Source organism: Sphingopyxis sp., assembly GCF_035944815.1.
Classification (GTDB): Bacteria; Pseudomonadota; Alphaproteobacteria; order Sphingomonadales; family Sphingomonadaceae; genus Sphingopyxis.
In genome coordinates this window covers 18,403-40,516 of the sequence record NZ_DASZAU010000003.1, presented here as the reverse complement: position 1 = coordinate 40,516, position 22,114 = coordinate 18,403, and the positions used below count along the sequence as shown (strand labels likewise).

Here is a 22,114-nt window from a genome sequence, read left to right as displayed (position 1 = left end):
AGGCTGCATCTGTCCGCCGGTCAAGAATCTGGTCGTATGCGCCACAGCCATTGCCGGATCGCCGAGGTCAGATTCGGCGGATCGCCCGCTTCCATCCGCTCGACATCGATCCGCGCGACGAGCGCGTTGACGGGAAGCGCCTGCCGCACGGCTTCGGCTTCGAGTGCCTCCCAGAACATGGGTTCGAGGCTGATCGAGGTCGGGTGCCCGGCGATCGTCACCGAACGCTTGACCGGGGGGTGGAGCGGCACGCTCAAGACCGGCGGCGCCAGCGCTGCAGGATCAGCGCAGCGAATATCAGTTCGGCGACGCCGATGAGGAAGCCGATATTGACCGGCCAGGCAACGCCGAACAGGGTGGGTGCGGCGATCAAAAGGAACGCACCGCCGAGCGCCCAATAGGCAATCTCGCCATACATCGTCCGGAAGAGGAAATAGCGCGTGCCGACGATCGCCGCGAAGACCGGGATCGCAAGGTCGGGCGCGCGGACGAGCAGCACCCACGCGATCAGCACCCCGGCGAACAACGGGAACGTCGCCTCGATCGCCAGCGCCTCGAGCGGCTTGCCGATGGTGGCCTTGGGTGCGTGGAACGCGATACGCTCGACCAACACGCCGAGCGGATGGATCGCCATACCGCCGAAGAACAGCGCGGCGAAGGCGGCCATAGTGCCGTGGAGCTGCCAAACCGCACCGGCAATCAGCCAGACGAGGCCGGAAACGAGCACGCCGGGGGCGCCGCCGGCGTAGGCGCGGGCGAGGTCTTGCTGGGCGGCGGAAAGCGGCGAAGGGATTTCTGTCATTCCGCTTGGTGTAGCGCGCGAATCGGCGACGGCAATCCCGCGGGCCCGTTGGCGCAACGCGGGCAGGTACGATTTATTTGGGGTAGATCGTCGCACGGGCGCTTCGTACAGCGGGCTTCCATCCGGTGCGAGTGCAGGCAGGCCCATGGTTCCAGGAACCCCGTCCCTTAGCGAAAAGGAAAAGGAGACGCTGCGCCTGCTCGCCAACGGCCATGACGCCAAGTCGATGGCGCGCCATCTGGGGCTGTCGGTCCATACGATCAACGAACGGCTGCGCGATGCGCGGCGCAAGATGTCGGCATCGAGCAGCCGCGAGGCGGCGCGGCAATTGCGCGAGATCGAAAGCGGTACCCCCGAAATATCGGGGGACAAGGCTTTGGGGGATGCGGCCGCGGGCGGCGGCGTGGGAGGGCAGGCGGCATCAGCCGAAGCGTCCCGCATGGTGCGGCCGCTCGGCTGGATCCTTGGAGGTCTTATGTCGCTCACCCTTGCCCTGCTCGCCTTGACAACGATGACCGGAACCGCCGTCGCACCGGCCGCGGCGCCGCCCACCGCCCCCGCCGAAAGCGCCGCTGTCGGCGCGGCGCGCGACTGGCTCGCTCTGGTCGACAGGGGCGACTGGAATGGAAGCTGGGAAGCGACCGGCCAGTCGTTCAAGGCGCTCAACACGGCGGAGACGTGGAGCCGGGTAGCGCGCGAGGTACAGGGGCCGCTGGGAGCGGTGAAGTCCCGCGTGCTGCTCAGCGAGCAGGAGGTGCCCGCGCCGCCCTATGGCTATCAGATGGTCAGGTTCCGCACCGACTATGCGAACAAGGCCGGGGCGATCGAGACGCTGTCGTTGATCCGCGAAGGTGGGGCGTGGCGGGTCGTCGGGGTGACGGTGGAGTAAGCGAAACGGGAGGTGCGATGGGCGACGGCAAAGCCGCCGCCTGCCGTCAGACGGGTTCGGCAATCCTTGGGGGATCGCCGCCCCGCTGGCCGTGCCGGGCCGTGGCTTCGCCACCGGTTGCCAGCTCGCCGTTCGCTGGCGCGAACGACATTGCTGGCACCCTCGGCCCGTCAGTACATATGCTGGCCGCCGTTGATGCTCATTGTCGAGCCGGTCACAAATCCCGCATCCTCGCTGCACAGGAACGCGACGCCGCGTGCGATCTCGTCGGCCTGGCCGAGCCGTCCGACCGGGATCTTCGCGACGATCTTTTCGAGCACCGGCGCGGGGACCGCGGCGACCATATCGGTGTCGATATAGCCCGGCGCGATCGCGTTGACCGTGACGCCCTTCTTCGCGCCTTCCTGCGCCAGCGCCTTGGTAAAGCCGTGGATGCCCGATTTCGCGGCGGCATAATTGACCTGGCCATACTGGCCCGCCTGCCCGTTGATCGAGCCGATGTTGACGATGCGGCCCCAGCCGCGCTCGACCATGCCGCCGAAGGTCGCCTTCGCCATGTTGAAGCAGCCGCCGAGGTTGACGCGCATCACATCGTCCCAATCGTCATAGCTCATCCGCGCGAGCGTGCCGTCGCGGGTGATGCCGGCATTGTTGACGACGATATCGATAGGGCCGACGTCCGCGGCGATCTGCGCGCAGCTGTCGAGGCACGCCTGATGGTCGCCGACGTCCCACTTCATCGCCCGGATGCCGGTGCGGTCGCTGAATTCGCGCGCCTTTTCGTCATTGCCGGCATAGTTGGCGACGACAGTGACGCCCTGTTCCTTCAGCTTCAGGGAAATCGCTTCCCCGATGCCGCGGCTGCCGCCGGTGACGATTGCGATTCGTGCCATAAATCAAGCTCTCCCACAGAGTTATGGCATCATGATTAGGGCGCGCCGCGAGCCGCCGCAAGTTGACCGGAACGTCAATCGCAAAGCTATGCAGGGGCGTCGACGCCGGGTGGCTCAGGCGCTCAGTTGTGCCCGCAGCCTCGAAAATTCGCCGACCGCCAGATCGGCTTTGGCGATGGTGACCACCAGATTGCCGCCTTCGCCGAAGTTGCGGCTCATCAGCCCGCTTGTCGGCAGTTCGAGCAGCACGGCGTCGTGCCCCGCGTCATAGCCGTCGACGGGGCGCGAGGGCGCCTGGCCCATCGACGCCATTTCGCGCGTCGCCAGCGCGCGCCAGCGGGGTTCGAAAAAGGCGCGCGCCGGCGCGGACAGGCTGTTCGGATTGGCGCACCAGGCATGTTTGGCGCGGTCGAACAGGATCGTCTGATAGTCATGGACCCACAGATCGGCGTCGGGGCGGTGCGTCGTCAGCGGCAGGGTGATCGTTTCGACCTGCTCGGCGCCGGTTTCGGGGTCGACCGAATGCACCGCGTTGGCCCAGCGGATCGCGTGGAGCGCCGACATCACCGCGGTCGCGTCGCCGGGAGAAAAGGCATCGCGCGCGGCGCTGTCATGGACGATCGCGATAATCTCTTCGGCGCGCGCGCGCGCCTCGCGGTTGATCGCTGCGCGTTGCTCCGCGTCGGCTCCATCGTCTTCGCCGGCGTCGGCAGGCGGAGCGGGTTCGGTTTCGAGCCGGTCGAGCCGCATTTCGAGCAGCGCGACCATCGCGGTCATGCTGCCCCAATCGAATGGATGGAAAGCCGGGTCGGCGATGTCGTAGCCGCGCTCATAAAGCGCGTCCTCGTCGGCACCCGCCTCGTCCGCATAGTCTGCTTCGGCCGCGTCCAGCTCGGCGTCGGCGGGGCGCACGGCGATAAGGTCGACAGGCCATTCGGGAAAGGCGCGCACGGCAAAGCCGGCAAGATCGCCCGCGCCGGGGGCTCGATAGGGCCCGAACCAGCCGTCGCGATCATCGGGCACCCGCGGCGGAACCACGGCAACATCGGTATCGCGGAGGTGGAAGATGCGCATGTCGGGGCGCTGCCGGTGAATGAAAAAGGCGAGCGACCCGTCGCGCGGTCCAAGCCCGTTCCACAAATCATGGGGCAGCGCCGCGCAATCGACCTGCGCCAGAAAATCGGCGGGCTCGCCATCGATGCGCGGCCATTCCATGCCTGCGGGCAGGCGCGGGCGGCCGCCGAGCCGGCTCGTCGTCGAAATGGCGTCGCGCGGCGGAATCTGCGGAACAAGGCGAAGCGTCACCGCTGCGGCGTCCGCTTCCTCGGCGCCGGCCTGTTCGGCCGGCTGCTCTTCGGCCAAGCTGTCCTCGGACAATGCCTCGTCGATGAGTTCCTCCTCTGACAGGCTCTCTTCGGAGGAACTGTCTTCGAACGGCGTGTAAGCGCGGTGCGCTTCCTGCTCGACCTCCGCCACAGCCATTTCGATCGCTTCGGCGTCGATATCGGCGGCGGGTCCGGGCGCGGGGTCGAGCATGGCGCCATCATCGTCGGCCAGATCGTCGGACAGCAGCGACGGCGCGGTCTTGCGGCGGATCCGGGCGAGCCGCTCGGGCGCGATTTCGACCTCCTCGAACGCCGGTTTGGCTTCGCGCGAAAATTTGGGCAGCCGGCTTTCACCGGGCGCACGGGGTTGGCGGGGCGCGCGCGGCGCGCGCGGCGCGGCCGGCGCGGTGCGCGGACGCCGCAACCACCAGATCGCAAAAGCGATCGCCGCAAAGACCAGCATGGCGCCGGCCAGCGTCAGGGCTGCCGATTGGAGCTGGTTCATGGCGTACCTCCGGATTCGCGCGGTGCCGCACCGTTCCGGCACCGCGTCGGAGCAATTTAGCGCATGGACCTAAACAGTTGGTAAGCGGTGGCGATCAGAGCCAGCCGGCAAGCTCGCGCCGGGCCAGCGCCTCGAGCATCGCCATGCCGGGCGCGCTGGCGTTGAGGCAGGGGAGGTAGGCGAATTGCCGGCCGCCGGCGGCCGCGAACTGCTCCTTGCCGCGAATCGCAAGCTCTTCGAGCGTTTCGAGGCAATCGGCCGAAAAGCCGGGAGCGAAGATCGCAACGCTGCGTCCCTCGCGGCCGAGCTCTTCGAGCCGGGCGTCGGTTGCGGGTTCGAGCCATTTGGCGCGGCCGAAACGCGACTGGAACGCGACCTCGATCGGGCGGTCCAGCCTTTCCGCCAGCCGCTGCGCGGTCGACTGGCATTGGTCGTGATAGGGATCGCCGAGCGTTCGGGTGCGTTCGGGCATGCCGTGAAAGCTGGCGAGCAATATATCGGGCGCGAAATCGAGCGCGGCGAGCTCCGCCCGTATCGATGTTTCGAGCGCGTCCAGATAGGCGGCATCGCCATGATAGGGGGGCAGGAAACGCAGTGCGGGCTGATGGCGTAGCGTCGCCAGATGCGCGCCCACCGCGTCGACCACGGTTGCCGTCGTCGCCGCGCAATATTGCGGATAGAGCGGCGCGACGAGGATGCGGTCGCATCCTTCGGCCATCAGCGCGTCGATTGCGGGGCCGATCGCCGGCTTGCCGTACCGCATCGCATAGGCGATGCGCACCGGTCCGCCCAGCGCCGCGCGTAGCGCGTCGGTCTGCGCGCGCGTGATCGCGGCGAGCGGCGATCCGTCGTCGGTCCACACCTGCGCATAGGCATGCGCCGATTTTTTGGGACGCAGCGGCAGGATGACCCCGCGCAGGATCGGTTGCCACAGGATTTGCGGGATTTCGACGACGCGGCGGTCGGAGAGAAATTCGGCGAGGTAGCGCCGCACCGACGGCGCATCGGGCGCGTCGGGGGTGCCGAGGTTGACCAGCAACACGCCGATGGGCGGCGCGTCGCTCATAATGGATGCGCCGACAGCGGCATGCGGCGGATACGGCGTCCGGTTGCGGCGAACATCGCATTGGCGATCGCGGGCGCCACGACCGGAACCGCGATCTCGCCGAGCCCGCCCGGTTCACGGTCGCTGTCGATGAATTCGACCAATATCTGTGGGGTTTGCGACAGGTCGGGCAGCCCGAGCTGGCCAAGTTTGCGCGCGGTGGCGACGCCGCCTTCATAATCGGTGGTCGCGCCGACCGCGGCGGCGAGCCCGAAGATCAGCCCGCCTTCGATCTGCTGGCGTGCGATCGCGGGATTGACCAGCCGCCCGGCGTCGACGACCGCGACCAATTGTTCGACCTGCAAGCCGCGCTCGCTTTGACGCGCGGTCGCCATCAGGGCGATATGGCTGCCGCGCATCGAATGGCACGCCAATCCTTGCGATGTTCCCGACAGGCCGCCTTCCCAGCCGCCGAGACTGGTCGCGGTGAGCAAACAGCGCGCCAGCAGCGGCGCATCGCCCAGCATCGCCATGCGATAGGACAGCGCGTCGGTTCCTGCGCGCGTCGCCATTTCGTCGACGAAACATTCGGTAAAAAAGGCGGTGTAGCTGTCGGCATTGCCGCGCCAGCGTCCGGTGGGCAGGCCGATGTCGGCGGGGCAGTGATCGACCGCGATATGGCGGATCGCATAGCGCGTTGCGGCGCCTTCGACCGCAACTGCGTCGGGACGACCCGCCGCGGCGCGCTGCGCGACGTCTGGCGGCGCATTGTCGAACAGGCGGTCGCGCACTTCGTGATTGGTCGCGGGCACCGCGATGCGCGTGACCAGCGCGTCGATCCCGCCGGCGGCGTTGAGTGTTGCGGTCAGTTTCGCCCGCGCCGGCGCGCGCGGCGGCAGGCGCATGATTTCCTCGGCGCGCGACCAGGCGAGTTGGACCGGGCGCTTGATCTGCAGCGCGATGATCGCCGCCTGCACCGCGACGCTATGGTCGAGGCACGCGTCGAACGATCCCCCCGCCATCATCGGAAACAGGACGACATTGCCCGGTGTCAGGCCCGTGGCGGCAGCGATCGCGTTGCGGCACTGCGCGGGCGCCTGCGTGGCGACCCAGACGCGTAGTCGCGCGCCGTCGGGCGCTGCGGTTGCGGTGCGCGTTTCGATCGGTGCGTGCAGCGCGGGAGCGACCGCATATTCGGCGGCGATTTTTGTCCGGCCCGTCATCGCTTCGGCAACGTCGCCGACGTTCGACATGCGGTAGCCGTCGCCTTTCAGTGCGATTTTCAGCGCCTTGTCGATGCCATCGGTCGACACCGGCGTGCCGTCGGTTTCGAACACCGGGGCGAAGCGGTCCAGCGCCTGGTTTGCCGCCCACCAGTTGCGCGCGACCGTCGCAACCCAGCGATCGTGGGTGACGACATGCAGCAGGCCGGGCGACGCCATGCCCTTTTTCCGGTCGATGGCTTTCAGTCGCGTCGCACCGACCGGGCCCTGACGGATCGCGGCGAACACCATGTCGGGCAGGCGGATATCGCCGGCATAATTGGCCGACCCGTCGATCTTTGCGGGCAGGTCGAGCCGCGTCAGTTCCTTGCCATAGAGCGGATCGGCGCTGCTTGCGCGATAGACGGGCTCGGCCGGCGGTTCGAGCGTGGCGGCAACCGCGGCGACCTCGCCGAAACGCAATTTCTTCTTGCCGAAGGTGACGAAGCCGTCCTGCGTGTCGCACTGTTCCCAGTCGGCGTCCCAGCGCTTGGCCGCCGCCATCATCAGCAGCGCGCGCGCCTGCGCCGCCGCGGCGCGGCACGGCGCCTCGAACATGCGGACCGACGAGCTGTTGGCGGTGAGCATCACCGCGTGGCGCACCGCCCATTCGCGGCGCGCCCAGCTGCGCACGTCGGACACGAAATCGGGAACGCCCGATCGCGGGGTAAAGACCGCGCTGTCTTCGTCGATCAGCAGCGTGTTGGTGTAGAGCGGGTTGATCGGCGCGGTTTCGACCGCGATCGTCCGCCAGTCGGCGCCGAGTTCGTCGGCCATGATCTGCGGCAGCAGCGTCGTCACGCCCTGTCCCATCTCGCACTGCGGGACGATCGCGCTGATATGCCCGTCGTCGCCGATCTTCAGAAAGGCGTTGAAGACATGTTCGTCGGGCGCGGCGGTCAGGTTCGGCCGATAGTCGCGCGGCCACAGGCTCCACGCGATCGCGAGTCCCCCCGCCGCGGTCGCGCCGACGAGCAGCGACCGCCGGCTGACGTGCGGCAGGCGCGATCTGTTTTTCCCCACTGTGTCGCGAATGCCGGCCATGCCCGCCGCTGATAGTCAGCGGCGCGAATCGGCGCAAAGAAAATCGCGCTTTCGTGTCAGGCAGGATGGGCGGCTATTTCTCGGACAGGGCAAAGTCGACGCGGACGGAAACCTGCGATTCGCTGACGCCGGGATTGAAGGGCGGCGCCGCCGCGACCGTTTGGGGGGCAACCCGGTTCGCGGCGTCCATCTCATAATAGGGCATCGGCGGCGAACCGTCGCCGCCATCCCGGATCGTCAGCACCCGGTCGATCTTCAGCCCGGCGGCGCCGGCATAGGCGTCGGCGCGCGCACGGGCGGCGCGATAGGCAGCGGCGTAGGCCGATTTGGTCGCCGCCTCCTGATCGGACACGCGCAGCGTCGGGCCCGACAGGACGTTCGCGCCAGCCTCTGTTGTCGCCGCGACCGCTTCGCCCGCCTTGTCGACCGCGCGCATCCGCACTTCGACCTGGTTGACCGCTTCATATTTGCCCTTGTTGGCGCCCCAGTCGATCCGGTTCACCGTCAGCTGGCGGGTCTGGAGATCCTTGGCGGCGACGCCGAAGGCCTTCAGCGCCTCGGTCACCTTGGTCATCGTTTCGTTGTTCTTCTGCGTGGCGGCTTCGGCCGAGGCGGCGATCGTGCTTACGCCCGCGGTAAAGCGCGCCTCGTCGGGCCGCGTTTCCGACCGACCGGTCGCCGAGACCGACAGCAGGGTCTCGTCATGCCCGACGCCGCGCGGGTCGGGGGCCTTTTCGCTGCACGCGCCCAGCGCAAGCAGCGGGAACAGCATAAGGGTCTGGATGCGCATGAACTTTTCTCCCGTCATGGCTGTCCAGCGTATGACGGGCGCGGCGGTTCCCTACCAGCCCCAGGGCGCGGGCGGCGGTGCCACCGGCTTGGCATAATCGAACGCCACGCGGAAATGCCGCCCCTGACGGTCGAGGCCATAGGTAAAGCCCGCATCGGTCGTTTCGACCGACCAGATATTGGTCGTCGAAACGCCGCGACCGGTGCGTTCGAACATCGCGATCGATTCGGCGTCGACCGGGAAGGTCTGCCGCGTCGGGCTGCCCATGCCCACGGTATCGCCGCCATAGAGGGTGACGTCGTCGGACGCGCCGTCGGCGTGGCGGTGATCGTGCTTGAGCCGCAGGCCGGTGGTCGTCCGGCTGACGATCCATGTCCGCGACCGGTCCCAGCCGCCATCGGGGCCGAGCCCGTCGATATGGAAAGGGATTTCGATGCGGTCGGGGGTGCAGTGGCGGATGTGCATCACCATCGCCTTGCCGCGCATGTCGGCGTCGGCCTCCTGATCGCTCGCGAGTTTGCCGGCGTAAGCTTTGCCGCATCGTGCCGAGAGCGCGGCGAAAAAATCGTCCTGCGGCGTGGCGGCATTGGGCGTCGTCGCGCAACCCGCGAGCAGGCTCATGGCGAGCAGCGACAGGGCGGCCCTCATTTGAGCAGGCCGAGGCGGGGGATTTCGATCTTGGGGCAACGGTCCATGACCACGGTCAGTCCCGCCGTCTCGGCGCGTTTCGCCGCGGCTTCGTCGATGACCCCGATCTGCAACCACACCGCTTTCGCGCCATGCACGATCGCTTCGTCGACCGCGGCGCCCGCGTCGGCGCTGTTGCGGAAGATATCGACGATTTCGGCAGGCGGTTCGACATCGGCGAGCGTCGCGACGACGGGGGCACCGTGGATCGTCTTGCCCGCATGGCCGGGGTTCACCGCGATCACGTCGTGGCCCTGCGCGACGAGGAAGGCGAGCACACCGTTCGACGGCCGCGCGGCATTGGGCGACGCGCCCACCACCGCGATGCGGCGTTTTTGCCCGAGCAGTTCGCGAATCGCCCCTTCGTCGTTGATCGCCATCATTTGCCCTTTCGTGCCTGCAGCCAACCGGCGACCTTCGCCGCTATCGCGTGGAATGGTTCGCCGGCGGGATCGGTTCCCGCCGCCGGCGGCACGCCGCCGTCGCTCGCGAGGCGGATGCCCATCGACAGCGGCACGCGGCCGAGGAAATCGAGCCCCATCACCTTCGCCGCGGCTTCGGCGCCGCCGCTGCCGAACGGATCGCTCACCTCGCCGCAATGCGGGCAGGTATAGCCCGCCATATTCTCGACCAGCCCGATGATCGGCACATCGGCCTGTTCGAACAGGCTGATCGCGCGCGTCGCGTCCATCAGCGCGAGGTCTTGCGGGGTCGAGACGATGACGGCGCCTGCGGGCTTGTGCTTCTGGATCATCGTCAGTTGGACGTCGCCGGTACCGGGCGGCAGGTCGACGACGAGCGTGTCGATGTCGCCCCAGCTTGCGTCGACCAGCTGTTCGAGCGCGCGTCCCGCCATTGGACCGCGCCAGGCGATCGCCTGTCCGGGCGCCGCGATCTGGCCGGTCGACAGCATCGGGACGCCATAGGCGCTCTGGACGGGAGCGAGCTTCGATCCGCGCGCTTCGGGCTTCACATTTTCGCTGTCCATCAGCCGGGGCTGCGAGGGGCCATAGATGTCGGCGTCGACCAGCCCCACCTTCACGCCGAGGCGGCGGAGGGCAACCGCGAGGTTGGCGGCCAGCGTCGATTTGCCGACGCCGCCCTTGCCGCTGCCGACTGCGATAATCGTCATCGCCTTTTTCTCGGCGGTCATCGCGATGCGGACTTCGCGCACGCCGGGTTCGGCGAGCAGGCCGGCGCGGAGTTTGTCTTCGAGCGGCTTGCGCTCCTCGACGGCCAGCCCCGACACGTCGAGCACCACCGCGAGCAAGCCCGAATCGTCGAGTAGGCGGAGGCCCGATGTGCGCCCTCCGGCAAGGTCGGCGGCGGCGGCGGTCAGGCGGGCGATGTCGGCGCTTGGTTCGGTCATGTCCCGGCCAGATAGGCATGATCGGGGCGTTTGCCAGCCATTTTCGCGCGCACCCCCTGTTAATCGCGCCCGCCGCCCCTATAAAAGCAGGATGAGCAACGAAAATGACGGAAGCATGGCTGGCCGCGGTCCGGGGGGATTGCGGCGATTTTTCGGGTCGATCACCCAGATGGCGAACAGCCCGTGGGGCAGCGGCCCCGGCAAGGACGACGATGGCAAGGGCGACAAGCGCTCCGGCCCGCGCAACCCGTGGGTGACCCCCGATCCGGTCGATCAGCGGCGCGCGCAAAAGCCGCGCGGCCCTTCGGCGCTCGACGAACTGCTGCGCAAGGGACGCGGCGGCTTCGGCGGCGGCGGATCGGGCGGCGGCAGCCAGTTCAATTTCGGCGATTCGGCAAAGCTCTGGAAATGGGCGATCATTGCGATCGTCGTCGTCTGGATCCTCTTCTCCTCCTTCCATATCGTGCCGCCCGAAAAGGAAGGCGTGGTGACGCGTCTCGGCAGCTATTCGCGCACCGTCGGCCCCGGCGTGAAATTGACCTGGCCCGCGCCGGTCGAACGGATCCGCCTGGAAGACGTGCGCGCGATCCGCACCATGCCGATCGGGTCGCCGAACGCGACCGACGAGAATTTCGTGCTGACGCGCGACCAGAGCCTCGTCGACCTCGCCTATGAGGTTCGCTGGTCGGTGCGCGATCCCGAGCTTTTCTTCTTCCAGCTCGCCGACCCCGAAGGCACGATCCGCGAGGTTGCCGAAACCTCGATGCGCGCAACGGTCGCCAATTTCGACCTCGTGCAGGCGATCGGTCCGGGGCGCGTCGAGATCGAGGCACAGGTGCAGCAGCGCATGCAGGCGCTGCTCAACGAATATCGTTCGGGCGTCGCGATCCAGGGCATCGCGATCCGCCAGGCCGACCCGCCGAGCGAGGTCGACGAAGCGTTCAAGGCCGTGACCGCCGCGCAGCAGCAGCGCGAATCGGCGATCAACGAGGCGCGCGCCTATGAGGCGCAGGTGCTCGAAGGCGCGCGCGGCCAGACCGCGGCGTTCGACAAAATCTATGAGCAATATAAACTGTCGCCGCAGGTCACGCGCCAGCGGCTCTATTATGAAACGATGGAGGCAGTGCTGTCCAACGTCGACAAGACGATCGTCGAGGCGCGCGGGGTGACCCCCTATCTGCCGCTGAACGAGGTGCAGAAGCGGGTCAAGGCGCCCGAAGCCGTGACGAAGGGAGGCGAATGATGTTCAGTTCGCTGTTCCAGAATCCGGTGCGGCTGCTCGTCGCGGTCGTCGCCGTCCTCGTCATCCTGTCGCAATCGCTGGCGATCGTGCCCGAAGACAAGCAGGCGCTGATCCTGCGTTTCGGTGAGATCGAGCGCACCGTGAACCGCTACAAGCCGAACGAGGATTTCGGGCGATCGGGCGCGGGTCTTGTGCTGCGCGCGCCGTTCACCGACAGCATCCAGTTCATCGACAAGCGCGTTCTCGGCGTGAACATGGAGCGGCAGCAGGTGCTGTCGACCGATCAGCAGCGGCTGCAGGTCGACGCCTTCGCGCGCTTCCGCATCACCAACCCGGTGCGCATGTACACCGCGATCCGCACCGAAGAGCGGTTGCAGCAGCAGCTGGCGACGATCCTAGGTTCGTCGCTGCGCAACGAACTGGGCAAGCGTCCCTTCGCGACCCTGTTGTCGCCCGAGCGCGGCGCGGTGATGGACAATATCCAGGTCGCGCTCAATCGCGAGGCGAACAAATATGGCGCCGAGGTGATCGACGTGCGGATCAAGCGCGCCGACCTCCCCGAGGGTGAGACGCTGCAGCTCGCGTTCAACCGCATGCGCACCGCGCGCCAGCAGGTCGCGACCGCGATCCGGGCCGAAGGGCAGAAGGAAGCGCAGATCATCCGCGGCGCGGCCGACGGCGAGGCCGCGCGCATCTATGCCGAAAGCTATGGCAAGGACCCCGAATTCTATGATTTCTACCGTGCGATGCAGAGCTATCGGCAGACCTTCCTCGGTGAAAACAACCAGGGCGGCACGTCGGTCATCCTGTCGGCGGACAATGAATATCTGAAGCGTTTCCGCGGCAACTGACGGCCGGATGGCGGGCGAGGGGCCCCATGAACGGAACCTTTAGGGCCCGTTCATGTTCAATCGCCGTTCAGCCAGTCGGCCGCAGACCGCCGCAGCCGGGGTAAGTTGAGTTTTTCAAGAACGAAGAGGATTTCCGATCGTGCGTTATGTTTATGGCATCACTTCGGCCTTGCTGGCGGGTGGCACCGCGCTGGCGCTGGTCACCCAGTCCCCCGTCGGCGCGCAGGTCGCGCAGAACGAGCAGAGCGAAATCGCCAAGGTCGTTCCGCGTTCGGGTGCGCCCGAAAGCTTCGCCGACCTCGTCGAACAGCTGCAGCCCGCGGTGGTCAATATCTCGACCAAGCAGGAAGTGACGCTCGGCGTTCGCCTCAACCCCTTCGCCGGCACGCGCGAGCCGATCACGCAGGAGCAGCAGGGCGGCGGTTCGGGCTTCCTGATCTCGGCCGACGGCTATATCGTCACCAACAATCACGTCATTTCGGGCGGCCCGCGCGGCGAGGCCGTCAATCAGGTGACGGTGACGCTCACCAACCAGAAGGAATATAAGGCGACGATCGTCGGCCGCGACGTCGCGTCCGACCTCGCGCTGCTCAAGATCGACGCGACCGGGCTCCCCTTCGTGAAATTCGCCGACAGCAGCACCGCGCGCGTCGGCGACTGGGTGGTGGCGATCGGCAACCCGCTCGGCCTCGGTTCGACCGTCACCGCGGGCATCATCTCGGCGGTGCAGCGCAACCTCGGCAGCGGCGGTGCCTATGACCGCTACATCCAGACCGATACCGCGATCAACCGCGGCAACTCGGGCGGTCCGCTGTTCGACCTGCAGGGCAATGTCGTCGGCATCAACAATATGCTGATCTCGCCCGTCGGTGCGAACATCGGCGTCAATTTCGCGATTCCCGCCGATGCGGCGATCCCCGTGATCAATTCGTTGCGTTCGGGCGAAAAGATCCAGCGCGGCTATCTCGGCATCGGCATCGCGCCGGTCGACGAGGATCTGGCGGCGGCGCTCGGCCTGCCCAAGGATCGCGGCGAGTTCGTCCAGCGCGTCGAGGAAAATCAGGCCGCGGCGAAGGCCGGGCTGAAGCGCGGCGACGTCGTGACCAAGGTCAACGGCAAGGAAGTCACGCCGCAGCAGACGCTGTCGTACATCGTATCGAACACCAAGCCCGGCACGCGTATCCCGCTCGAAATCATCCGCGACGGCAAGCCGATGACGATCCAGGCGGTCGTCGGCACGCGTCCGCCCGAGGAAGAACTGGCGGGCAATAATTTCGACCCCGAAGCCGAACAGACCGAACCCGAGGATCCGACGGGTGCCGCCGACAAGGCGATCCAGGACGAACTCGGCCTCGCGGTGCAGGTGGTGACGCCCGACATCGCGCGCGCCGTCGGCGTCGACGCGGGGACCAAGGGCCTTGTCATCGGCGCGGCCTCGGCGAACAGCGACGCCGGCCGCAAGGGCCTGCGCCGCGGCGACGTCATCCTCAGCGCCAATCGCGTGCCGGTGACGACGAGCGATGCGCTCGCCAAGGCAGTCGCCGACGCGAAAAAGGCGGGCCGCGACGCGGTGCTGCTCGAAATCCTGCGTCGCGGCGGTCCTTCGGCCTTCATCGCGGTTCGCGTGAAATAGGCCCGGCTATACGCTGGCTGAAAGGGGCGCCGCGACCTTCGGGTCCGGCGCCCTTTTTGTTGCGCCGACCGCTCGATGTTCATATTATGTTCGCATAATGTCGAGTCGGGAGAATGATGATGATTGGCTATGTGACGCTGGGAACGAAGGATATCGCCAAGGCCGCGGTCTTTTACGACGCGATCGCCGCCGAGCTCGAAACGCCGCGGATGATGGAGTATGAGACTTTCATCGCGTGGGGCAAACCCGACGGCGGCGCGGGCATCGGCATCACCAAGCCGTTCGACGGCAATGTCGCAACCGTCGGCAATGGCGTGATGGTCGCGCTGCAGGCGAAGGACAAGGAACAGGTCCATCGCCTCCACGACATCGCACTCGCCAACGGCGGCAGCTGCGAAGGCCCTCCGGGACCGCGCGGCGAGGGTTTCTACGCCGGATATTTCCGCGACCCCGACGGCAACAAGCTCAACGCCTTCATCATGGGATGACGCTTGGCAGCGCTGCGCAGCCGCTCTAACCTGCTCTTCTCTTTTTGACTGGAGGACAGTGGGTGAGCGACGGCAGCACGGCGAGCGAAATCTATATCGGCCTTGGCGGGGGTGGTGCGGCGGACGGTCCGCGCCAGTCGCTTGTGCTCAAGCGGGCGAACCGGCACGGGTTGATCGCGGGCGCGACCGGCACCGGCAAGACGGTGACGCTGCAGGGCCTCGCCGAGGGCTTCTCGGCGGTCGGCGTCCCGGTGTTCGTCGCCGACGTGAAGGGCGACCTTGCCGGCATGGCGATGGCGGGCAGCCCGACGTCGAAGATGCACGAGATTTTCGCCGCGCGCGCGGCCGAGATCGGCGACAGCGAGTGGGCCTATCGCGACAATCCCGTCATCTTCTGGGACCTGTTCGGCGAGCAGGGGCACCCGATTCGCACGACGATTTCGGAAATGGGTCCGCTGCTGCTCGCGCGATTGATGGGCCTCAACGAAGTGCAGGAAGGCGTGCTCGCGATCGCGTTCCGCGTGGCCGACGAACAGAATCTGCTGCTCCTCGATCTCGGCGACCTGCAGGCGATGCTCGCCTGGTGCGCCGAAAATGCCGACGAACTGACGACAAAATATGGCAATGTGTCGAAAGCCACGGTGGGCACGATCCAGCGCCAGCTGCTGACGCTCGAAACGCAGGGCGGCGATCATTTCTTTGGTGAGCCCGCGCTCGACATCCAGGACATGATCCGGACGGACGAAAACGGGCGCGGTTACGTCAACATCCTCGCCGCCGACAAGCTGATGGCGAGCCCGAAGCTCTATGCGACCTTCCTCCTCTGGCTGCTGTCCGAAATGTTCGAGACGCTTCCGGAGGTCGGCGATCCCGACAAGCCGAAGCTCGTCTTTTTCTTCGACGAGGCGCATCTGCTGTTCGACGACGCGCCCCCCGCGCTTGCCGAGAAGATCGAACAGGTCGTGCGCCTGATTCGTTCGAAGGGTGTCGGCGTCTATTTCGTGACGCAGAATCCGATCGATATTCCCGAAGATGTCGCGGGCCAGCTCGGCAACCGCGTCCAGCATGCGCTGCGTGCCTTCACTCCGCGCGACCAGAAAGCGGTGAAGGCGGCCGCCGAAACCTTCCGCCCCAATCCCAAGGTCGATGTCGTGCGCGAAATCACCGAGCTGAAAGTCGGCGAGGCGCTGGTATCGCTGCTGATGGCCGACGGCGCGCCGTCGCCGGTCGAACGGACGCTGATCAAGCCGCCCCGCTCGCGCGCCGGGCCGCTCGACGCCAAGGAGCGCGCGATCATCAAGTCGATCTCGCCGGTCGCCGACAAATATGACACGGCGGTCGACCGCGAGAGCGCCGAGGAATTGCTCGCCGCCAAGGCCGAGCAGGCGCAAGCGGCCGCGGTCGAGGCCAAGGCGCAGGAAGAGGCCGACAAGCAGGCCGCCATCGCCGCGAAGGAAGAGGCCAAGCGCAAGGCGGCCGAAGAGAAGGAGCGGCTGCGCCTTGAAAAGGTGGCGGCGCGCGAAGCTGCGAAGCCGTCGATGGCCGACAAGATGATCCAGTCGGCGGCGCGCTCGGCGGCGACGAGCCTCGGCCGGCAGGTCGCGGGCAAGTTCGGCGGCCAGCTGATGCGCGGCATTTTGGGCAGCCTGTTCAAATGACCGCCGAATGAATCGGGCGGGCGCCGCGGCGATGGAGGCGAGCCTTGCCGCCGTCGCGGACGCGGGCGTCGATATCCGTCACGCGCTGTTCGACCGTTTCTTCGTGGCCTATCCCGACCGGCGCGCGAGCTTCATGGTCGTCGACGCCTCATCGGTGCGGATGACCGACGAGACGCTGCAAATGATGCTCGGGCTGGCGAAGAGCGAGAGTTGGGTGTGGCCGCTCGTCACCGAACTCGTCCACACGCACCGCGCCTATGGCCCTTTGCCGATCGGCGAATATGACGCTTTCATCGACATGACCGTAGCCGAACTTGGGTCGGCTGCCGGGGCAGCGTGGACGCCGGAATGTGCCGAAAGCTGGGCCGAACAGGCCGAAGCGCTGAAGGCGATGATCCGGCGTGCGCGCGCCGAATGGCAGGCGGCGCTGCCCGACCCGGTGACCGCCATCTGATCGGTTTCCTTTTGCCACTCGACTCGCGCGCCGAGTTGCGGCAGCTTCGTGGCCAATGACAAAACCGATATTGCCCGGAGAGGTAGCCGCCGCCGTCGTCGACCCCGTCGCATACGGCCAATGGGACCCGCTGCACGACCAGCTTGCCTGGGCGCGCGCGAACGCGCCGCTTGCGGTTGCCGAGAATCACGATCACGACCCCTTCTGGCTCGTCACGCGCCATGCCGATATCATGGCGATCAGCCGCGATCCGCAACGTTTCGCGAGCGGCATCCGCCCGACGGTGCTCACGAACCGCGACGGCGAGGCGCTGGCGCGGGCGGCCACGCCGAACAACGACGGACATCTCATCCGCTCGCTGGTGCAGATGGATGCGCCCGATCATATGAAATATCGCCTGCTCACCCAGAGCTGGTTCATGCCCAAGAATCTGAAGATCGTCGAAGACCGTATTCGCCAGCTGGCGCGCGAGACGGTCGATCATATGCTCGAAGCCGGCGGCGAGACCGACTTCGCGCGCGACGTCGCCGCGCATTATCCGCTCCGCGTTATCATGGACATCTTGGGCGTCCCGCCGGAGGATGAGCCGCGGATGCTGATGCTGACGCAGCAATTATTCGGTCCGACCGATCCCGAACTGAACCGGAGCAGGGAAGCGATCACCAGCGCCGAGCAGGCGATCGCAATGCTCAACTATGTCATTGCCGATTTCGAAAATTATTTCGGCGCGCTGACCGCCGACCGCCGCGCCAATCCGCGCGAGGATATTGCGACGGTGATCGCGAATGCGATGGTCGGCGGCGAACAGATCCCGGACCGCGAACTTGCGGGCTATTATATGATCATCGCGACCGCTGGGCACGACACGACGAGCGCCTCGACCGCGGGCGCGATCATGGAACTCGCGAAGAACCCGGCGCTGTTCGAGCGTTTCCGTGCTGCTGACAGCGACAAGGCGGGGCTGATCGAGGAGGCGATCCGCTGGACGACGCCGGTCCAGCATTTCATGCGCAGCGCGAAAGAGGATGTCGAGATCGGCGGTCAGACGATCCGCGCGGGCGACTGGCTGATGCTGAACTATGTCTCGGGCAACCGCGACGAGGGCGTGTTCGGCGATCCTTTCGCCTTTGACCCCGATCGTGAAAAGAATCAGCAGATCGCCTTCGGCTTCGGTGCGCATGTCTGCCTCGGCCAGCATCTCGCGCGCATGGAAATGCGCATATTGATGGAAGAATTGCTGCCGCGGCTGGCGAGTCTCGAGCTGGCTGGCGAGCCGGCGCGGGTCGAATCGGTATTCGTCGGCGGGCTGAAACGCCTGCCGATTCGCTTCAGGGCAAGCTGAGCCGACGGATCCTGCCGGTCGGACCGAGGGAACATAGCGCCTGCCATGCGCGTTTCCTTCCGACTGCAAAAAAAGGATTCTGCCATGTCTCTCCTCAAAAAGGCCGCGATTTCGCTCGCGGCGACGTCGATGCTTGTGTCGCCGGTGGTGGCTGCGGCTGCCCCTGCCTTGGACGCGCGGACGGTAAGCAGCACCGATGGTGCCAGCGAACTGGAAGGCGCGAGCTGGGTTGCGATTGCTCTTGCACTCGCGATTGTTGCCGGCGGGATCTGGCTGGTCGTCGACGATAACGACGATTCGCCGGTCAGTCCCTAAGGGACGGCCCGGCAGGCTGGTGGTCGCCTAGATCCTCTCGGCCGGGAAAAAGCGCGCAACGACCTCGCTCGCCAGCCGGGCGGGGCGCAGCGTTTGCGCGTCGATGCAGCACCAGCTCGATTTCACCTCCGCGAGCACATCCTCGCCGCGTTTGATGATGGTTTCATAAAAGGCGCGCGCCCCCTGCACTTTTTCGAGGATCACGGTCGCAATGACCTGATCGTCGAGGAAGGCGGGGCGGCGGTATGTGATCTCGTGCTTGAGCGCGACCCACAGATGCGCGGCGACCGCGTCGGGTGGCGCGATGTGGCGCCAATGCGACAACACGGCTTCCTGCACCCAGCTCAGATAATGGGCGTTGTTCACATGACCCATGAAATCGATCTGGTCGGCGCCAACGGCGATGGCATGGTCGTGCGGAAGCGAGGCTGCGGTCATATCGTTGACACTAATGTCAACAGATGGTGACGGAAAGATGAAATCGCTCCGGGCATTGGCCGAAAAAGTTTAGCCGCGCCCGCGGTACGGCGCCACGCCTTGGTCGGGGAGCCACAGGCCCGTGGGCGGCGCGCTCGACTGCCAGAAAACATCGATCGGAATCCCGCCGCGCGGATACCAATATCCGCCGATGCGCAGCCAGCGCGGCTGCATTTCGTCAAACAGGCGGCGGCCGATACCGACGGTGCAGTCCTCGTGGAAGCCCGCATGGTTGCGGAAAGAGCCAAGAAACAGCTTCAGGCTCTTCGATTCGACGATCGTTTCGCCCGGCGCGTAGTCGATCACCAGATGCGCGAAATCGGGCTGGCCGGTCACGGGGCAGAGCGAGGTAAATTCGGGCGCCGCGAAGCGGACGAGATAAAGTTCCCCGGCGCGCGGGTTGGGGACATAATCGAGAACCGCAACCTCGGGCGCGGCAGGAAGTTCGCTCGACTGGCCGAGATGTTTCGGCGCGAGCGGCGGATGGCTGGAATCACTCATGGAAACCGTCTAGTGCGCAGCGCGGCCGATGTCACCGCCGACATGCGGCATCGGCGGGGTTCAGCGCCAATTCACCGGCGCAAGGCCAATCGGAATAATTCGGGATCGCGGAAACAGAATGACGAATAGCAAGAAGGGGCAGGGAGACTGGACGGTGCGATTGCCGTTGGTCGCGCTTGCGCTGACAAGTTGCGCCGCCGTACCTGCCTGGTCGCAGGAAAACGGAAACCCGGCCCCCGCGCCGTCGTCGTCGCGCCCGATCGATTTCCGCCTGCCGCCCGCCAACGACGGTCGCACGCCCGGCGTACAGGGACCCGCCGACAATGGTTTGCCGCCCGTCGGACCGGGCGAGCGGCTTGGGCCGCAACCGACGCCTGCACCGGCTCCCGCACCGCCGCGCGTGACGCCGACGCAGCCCGCGACCACGACGCCGTCCACCGCGACCCCGGCCCCGGCGCCTACGCGGCGCGATACGCCGGCCTCGACTTCGACGCGTGCGGCACCCGCCACCGATGCTGCCACCAGCGCGCAACCGGCGATAACGGACAGCCCGGCCCTGCCGCCGCTCGACGGCACCGCGCCCACTGCCGTGCAGTCGGTCGATACGACGGCGCCGGCACCCGACGACTCGCCCGCGCCGGCCGCGCCGACGGCCAGCGGTGCGAGCGGAGGAACGCCGCTTTGGGCTTGGCTGCTCGCGGCGCTAGCCGCGGTCGGCGCCGGCCTCTGGTACTGGCGCCGCCGCGCCGTGCCGGCCGGTCCAGCGATCGAGGAGACCGAAAAGGTCCCACCGCATACGCCTGCGCCGCGTGCGGCCGCTCCCGCGGCCAGAAGCAGCGTGCCGCCACCTGCGCCGCAGCCCGACCCCGCTCCGTCTCCGCCAATCCGCCGCGACGAGCCGCGTCCCGCATCGCCGCTCGTCACCCGCGTCGCGGGCGAAAAGCGCGCGATCGTCGGCATGGCGCTCGAGGTGCAGAGCATCCGCGTCGTGTCCGACCATGTCGCGGTCGGTTTCACGCTCCACCTGCTGAACCAGGGCACATTGCCCGCGACGGGACTGATGGTCCGCATCGCGCTCAATCAGGGTTCGGCGATGCCCGAGCCGGTGCTGGCGCGCTTCTTCGACGGTGCGGGGGGCAGCGTGCTGCGCGACGACATGATGCTGGCGGTGGGCGCGGGCGAGGACCTGTCGACCGAGGTGATGCTCCCGCGTGCCGCGATCGAGCCGCTGGTGATCGGCGGCAAGCCCATGCTGATCCCGGTGATGGCGTTCGACGTGACCTATCATTGGGACGGCGAAGGCGAAGCCTTCGGCCAGAATGCGGGCAGCTTCGTGCTCGGCCGCGAACAGGGTAGCAGTGGCAGCGAAAAGCTCGCCCCGCTGCCGCTCGATCGCCCGTCCTATACAGTCGACAATCCCGGCGCGCGTGCGACGGCGGTCAAGCGCGCGCAGTAGCTGGCCCAAAAGGGCACGCTTTTTTGTTGCGGTGCAGCATCGGCTGGGGCAGGACTGACCGCGCTTGAAAAAGCGCAGGTGGGGGCATAGGCTGACTATTCCCCGGAAAGATAAAGAGCCACAGCAGGATGGCCGGGCGAGGGACAGGCAAACAGGTTCCCGATCGGTCGCAACAGGAGCATGACATGGACGCCTTGGTCTCAACCGACTGGCTGGAACGCGAACTGGGGGCATCGGACCTGCGGGTCGTCGATGCGACGAAATTTCTGGCCGACGAAGGCCGTGACGCGCGTGCCGAATATGAGGCGGGGCACATCCCCGGAGCGGTCTTCATGGACCTCGCCGAACTGACCGATGCGTCTTCCGACATCGAAAATATGGCGCCGCCCGCCGAGAAGTTCGCGAGCCGTATGCAGTCGCTCGGCCTTGGTGACGGCAGCCGCGTCGTGCTCTACGACGACAGCCCGCTGAAGAGCGCCGCGCGCGCTTGGTGGCTGCTCAAATTGTTCGGCGCGCACGATGTCGCATTGCTCGATGGCGGCCTCGCCAAGTGGAAGGCCGAAGGCCGCGCGCTCGAAATGGGAAAGCAGACGCTGCGCCACCGCCACTTCACCGTCTGGCGCGACGCGAAGGCAGTGCGGACCAAGGACCAGATGCTCGCGAACGTCGCCAGCGGCGCCGAACAGGTCGTCGATGCGCGCTCGGCCGCGCGGTTTACCGGCGAGGAACGCGATCCGCGCCCGGGTCTCGCGCCCGGCCACATCCCGAACTCGCGCAGCCTGCCGTTCGGGCAGCTGTTCAACGCCGACGGCACCTGGAAACAGGGCGACGACCTGAAGGCGGCATTCGACGCGGCGGGTATCGATCTCGACAAGCCGCTGGTGACGACGTGCGGCAGCGGCATGACCGCGACGGTCGTGGCCTTCGGCGCGCACCTGCTCGGCAAGGACGATGTTGCGGTGTACGACGGCAGCTGGACCGAATGGGGTGCCGACCCGGCGACGCCCAAGGCGACCGGCGCCGCCTGACGCATTGTTCCCGCTGGGCAGCCTGTTTGCGTGCCGCTGGCTTTTGGCGGGCGGCAC

General features: G+C 66.9%; 23 protein-coding genes. 11 read left to right on the top strand and 12 right to left on the bottom strand.

Annotation, left to right across the window (positions count from 1 at the left end):
• Positions 1 to 20: 20 nt before the first annotated feature.
• Positions 21 to 257 (bottom strand): ribbon-helix-helix domain-containing protein, encoded by a 237-nt coding sequence (locus VGU00_RS04275; RefSeq protein ID WP_327465851.1) that lies wholly within the window; start codon positions 255 to 257, stop codon positions 21 to 23.
• Positions 254 to 802, bottom strand: coding sequence for a DUF7010 family protein (locus VGU00_RS04270; protein ID WP_327465849.1), 549 nt, complete (start codon positions 800 to 802; stop codon positions 254 to 256). Before VGU00_RS04270 ends, VGU00_RS04275 begins: the two co-directional genes overlap by 4 nt.
• A gap of 145 nt (positions 803 to 947) precedes the next feature.
• Here VGU00_RS04270 and VGU00_RS04265 point away from each other — a divergent pair, with 145 nt between their 5' ends.
• Entirely contained in the window at positions 948 to 1,691 is a 744-nt protein-coding gene (locus VGU00_RS04265) for a helix-turn-helix domain-containing protein (RefSeq protein ID WP_327465847.1), read from the top strand.
• Between the two features lie 170 nt (positions 1,692 to 1,861).
• Here VGU00_RS04265 and phbB read toward each other — a convergent pair whose 3' ends face one another.
• From phbB to VGU00_RS04225, 8 genes are all read right to left on the bottom strand, one after another.
• On the bottom strand, positions 1,862 to 2,584 hold the full coding sequence (gene phbB, locus VGU00_RS04260) for an acetoacetyl-CoA reductase (protein WP_327465846.1): 723 nt from the start codon (positions 2,582 to 2,584) through the stop codon (positions 1,862 to 1,864).
• A gap of 114 nt (positions 2,585 to 2,698) precedes the next feature.
• A complete protein-coding gene (locus VGU00_RS04255; protein ID WP_327465844.1) occupies positions 2,699 to 4,414 on the bottom strand; it encodes a DUF1963 domain-containing protein in 1,716 nt (571 codons plus the stop codon).
• Between the two features lie 94 nt (positions 4,415 to 4,508).
• Positions 4,509 to 5,480: a ferrochelatase gene (gene hemH / locus VGU00_RS04250; RefSeq protein ID WP_327465842.1), complete on the bottom strand. Its 972-nt coding sequence runs from the start codon at positions 5,478 to 5,480 to the stop codon at positions 4,509 to 4,511.
• Positions 5,477 to 7,765, bottom strand: coding sequence for a xanthine dehydrogenase family protein molybdopterin-binding subunit (locus tag VGU00_RS04245; protein WP_327465840.1), 2,289 nt, complete (start codon positions 7,763 to 7,765; stop codon positions 5,477 to 5,479). Before VGU00_RS04245 ends, hemH begins: the two co-directional genes overlap by 4 nt.
• A gap of 73 nt (positions 7,766 to 7,838) precedes the next feature.
• Positions 7,839 to 8,555 carry an SIMPL domain-containing protein gene (locus VGU00_RS04240; RefSeq protein WP_327465838.1) on the bottom strand — a complete coding sequence of 239 codons (717 nt, stop codon included), beginning with the start codon at positions 8,553 to 8,555 and terminating at the stop codon, positions 7,839 to 7,841.
• 51 nt (positions 8,556 to 8,606) lie between these two features.
• The gene (locus VGU00_RS04235) at positions 8,607 to 9,203 is read right to left on the bottom strand and encodes a hypothetical protein (RefSeq protein ID WP_327465836.1); all 597 of its coding nucleotides are present in this window, start codon (positions 9,201 to 9,203) and stop codon (positions 8,607 to 8,609) included.
• Complete coding sequence (locus tag VGU00_RS04230; RefSeq protein WP_327466367.1) at positions 9,200 to 9,622, bottom strand: CoA-binding protein; 423 nt, start codon at positions 9,620 to 9,622, stop codon at positions 9,200 to 9,202. The genes VGU00_RS04235 and VGU00_RS04230 overlap by 4 nt, the downstream gene beginning before the upstream one ends.
• Positions 9,622 to 10,611: an Mrp/NBP35 family ATP-binding protein gene (locus tag VGU00_RS04225; RefSeq protein WP_327465834.1), complete on the bottom strand. Its 990-nt coding sequence runs from the start codon at positions 10,609 to 10,611 to the stop codon at positions 9,622 to 9,624. Before VGU00_RS04225 ends, VGU00_RS04230 begins: the two co-directional genes overlap by 1 nt.
• Positions 10,612 to 10,702: 91 nt before the next feature.
• Between VGU00_RS04225 and hflK the strand changes: the two genes are divergently transcribed.
• The 8 genes from hflK to VGU00_RS04185 all read left to right on the top strand — a co-directional run bounded on the left by hflK (position 10,703) and on the right by VGU00_RS04185 (position 18,595).
• Entirely contained in the window at positions 10,703 to 11,854 is a 1,152-nt protein-coding gene (gene hflK, locus VGU00_RS04220; protein ID WP_414713497.1) for a protease modulator HflK, read from the top strand.
• A complete protein-coding gene (locus VGU00_RS04215; protein ID WP_327466365.1) occupies positions 11,854 to 12,705 on the top strand; it encodes a protease modulator HflC in 852 nt (283 codons plus the stop codon). The genes hflK and VGU00_RS04215 overlap by 1 nt, the downstream gene beginning before the upstream one ends.
• A 139-nt stretch (positions 12,706 to 12,844) precedes the next feature.
• Complete coding sequence (locus VGU00_RS04210) at positions 12,845 to 14,338, top strand: trypsin-like peptidase domain-containing protein (RefSeq protein WP_327465830.1); 1,494 nt, start codon at positions 12,845 to 12,847, stop codon at positions 14,336 to 14,338.
• Between the two features lie 119 nt (positions 14,339 to 14,457).
• Entirely contained in the window at positions 14,458 to 14,826 is a 369-nt protein-coding gene (locus tag VGU00_RS04205) for a VOC family protein (RefSeq protein WP_327466363.1), read from the top strand.
• Between the two features lie 62 nt (positions 14,827 to 14,888).
• Positions 14,889 to 16,484: a helicase HerA-like domain-containing protein gene (locus tag VGU00_RS04200; protein WP_414713496.1), complete on the top strand. Its 1,596-nt coding sequence runs from the start codon at positions 14,889 to 14,891 to the stop codon at positions 16,482 to 16,484.
• Between the two features lie 7 nt (positions 16,485 to 16,491).
• Positions 16,492 to 16,938: a globin gene (locus tag VGU00_RS04195; RefSeq protein WP_327465828.1), complete on the top strand. Its 447-nt coding sequence runs from the start codon at positions 16,492 to 16,494 to the stop codon at positions 16,936 to 16,938.
• Positions 16,939 to 16,993: 55 nt separating this feature from the next.
• On the top strand, positions 16,994 to 18,280 hold the full coding sequence (locus tag VGU00_RS04190; RefSeq protein ID WP_327465826.1) for a cytochrome P450: 1,287 nt from the start codon (positions 16,994 to 16,996) through the stop codon (positions 18,278 to 18,280).
• Positions 18,281 to 18,364: 84 nt separating this feature from the next.
• Complete coding sequence (locus VGU00_RS04185) at positions 18,365 to 18,595, top strand: hypothetical protein (RefSeq protein ID WP_327465824.1); 231 nt, start codon at positions 18,365 to 18,367, stop codon at positions 18,593 to 18,595.
• A gap of 27 nt (positions 18,596 to 18,622) precedes the next feature.
• Here VGU00_RS04185 and VGU00_RS04180 read toward each other — a convergent pair whose 3' ends face one another.
• A complete protein-coding gene (locus VGU00_RS04180) occupies positions 18,623 to 19,033 on the bottom strand; it encodes a thioesterase family protein (protein ID WP_327465822.1) in 411 nt (136 codons plus the stop codon).
• A gap of 69 nt (positions 19,034 to 19,102) precedes the next feature.
• Positions 19,103 to 19,573, bottom strand: coding sequence for a preQ(1) synthase (queF, locus tag VGU00_RS04175; RefSeq protein WP_327465820.1), 471 nt, complete (start codon positions 19,571 to 19,573; stop codon positions 19,103 to 19,105).
• A 118-nt stretch (positions 19,574 to 19,691) separates the two neighbouring features.
• Between queF and VGU00_RS04170 the strand changes: the two genes are divergently transcribed.
• Positions 19,692 to 21,029, top strand: coding sequence for a hypothetical protein (locus VGU00_RS04170; RefSeq protein WP_327465818.1), 1,338 nt, complete (start codon positions 19,692 to 19,694; stop codon positions 21,027 to 21,029).
• 185 nt (positions 21,030 to 21,214) lie between these two features.
• Complete coding sequence (gene sseA / locus VGU00_RS04165) at positions 21,215 to 22,057, top strand: 3-mercaptopyruvate sulfurtransferase (protein WP_327465816.1); 843 nt, start codon at positions 21,215 to 21,217, stop codon at positions 22,055 to 22,057.
• Positions 22,058 to 22,114 lie beyond the last annotated feature (57 nt).

Coding starts and splice junctions, on each gene's coding strand:
- VGU00_RS04270 (WP_327465849.1), bottom strand. CDS start 802: ATGACAGAAATCCCTTCGCCGCTTTCCGCCGCCCAGCAAGACCTCGCC.
- VGU00_RS04265 (WP_327465847.1), top strand. CDS start 948: ATGGTTCCAGGAACCCCGTCCCTTAGCGAAAAGGAAAAGGAGACGCTG.
- phbB (WP_327465846.1), bottom strand. CDS start 2,584: ATGGCACGAATCGCAATCGTCACCGGCGGCAGCCGCGGCATCGGGGAA.
- VGU00_RS04255 (WP_327465844.1), bottom strand. CDS start 4,414: ATGAACCAGCTCCAATCGGCAGCCCTGACGCTGGCCGGCGCCATGCTG.
- hemH (WP_327465842.1), bottom strand. CDS start 5,480: ATGAGCGACGCGCCGCCCATCGGCGTGTTGCTGGTCAACCTCGGCACC.
- VGU00_RS04245 (WP_327465840.1), bottom strand. CDS start 7,765: ATGGCCGGCATTCGCGACACAGTGGGGAAAAACAGATCGCGCCTGCCG.
- VGU00_RS04240 (WP_327465838.1), bottom strand. CDS start 8,555: ATGCGCATCCAGACCCTTATGCTGTTCCCGCTGCTTGCGCTGGGCGCG.
- VGU00_RS04235 (WP_327465836.1), bottom strand. CDS start 9,203: ATGAGGGCCGCCCTGTCGCTGCTCGCCATGAGCCTGCTCGCGGGTTGC.
- VGU00_RS04230 (WP_327466367.1), bottom strand. CDS start 9,622: ATGGCGATCAACGACGAAGGGGCGATTCGCGAACTGCTCGGGCAAAAA.
- VGU00_RS04225 (WP_327465834.1), bottom strand. CDS start 10,611: ATGACCGAACCAAGCGCCGACATCGCCCGCCTGACCGCCGCCGCCGCC.
- hflK (WP_414713497.1), top strand. CDS start 10,703: ATGAGCAACGAAAATGACGGAAGCATGGCTGGCCGCGGTCCGGGGGGA.
- VGU00_RS04215 (WP_327466365.1), top strand. CDS start 11,854: ATGTTCAGTTCGCTGTTCCAGAATCCGGTGCGGCTGCTCGTCGCGGTC.
- VGU00_RS04205 (WP_327466363.1), top strand. CDS start 14,458: ATGATTGGCTATGTGACGCTGGGAACGAAGGATATCGCCAAGGCCGCG.
- VGU00_RS04195 (WP_327465828.1), top strand. CDS start 16,492: ATGAATCGGGCGGGCGCCGCGGCGATGGAGGCGAGCCTTGCCGCCGTC.
- VGU00_RS04190 (WP_327465826.1), top strand. CDS start 16,994: ATGACAAAACCGATATTGCCCGGAGAGGTAGCCGCCGCCGTCGTCGAC.
- VGU00_RS04185 (WP_327465824.1), top strand. CDS start 18,365: ATGTCTCTCCTCAAAAAGGCCGCGATTTCGCTCGCGGCGACGTCGATG.
- VGU00_RS04180 (WP_327465822.1), bottom strand. CDS start 19,033: ATGACCGCAGCCTCGCTTCCGCACGACCATGCCATCGCCGTTGGCGCC.
- queF (WP_327465820.1), bottom strand. CDS start 19,573: ATGAGTGATTCCAGCCATCCGCCGCTCGCGCCGAAACATCTCGGCCAG.
- VGU00_RS04170 (WP_327465818.1), top strand. CDS start 19,692: ATGACGAATAGCAAGAAGGGGCAGGGAGACTGGACGGTGCGATTGCCG.
- sseA (WP_327465816.1), top strand. CDS start 21,215: ATGGACGCCTTGGTCTCAACCGACTGGCTGGAACGCGAACTGGGGGCA.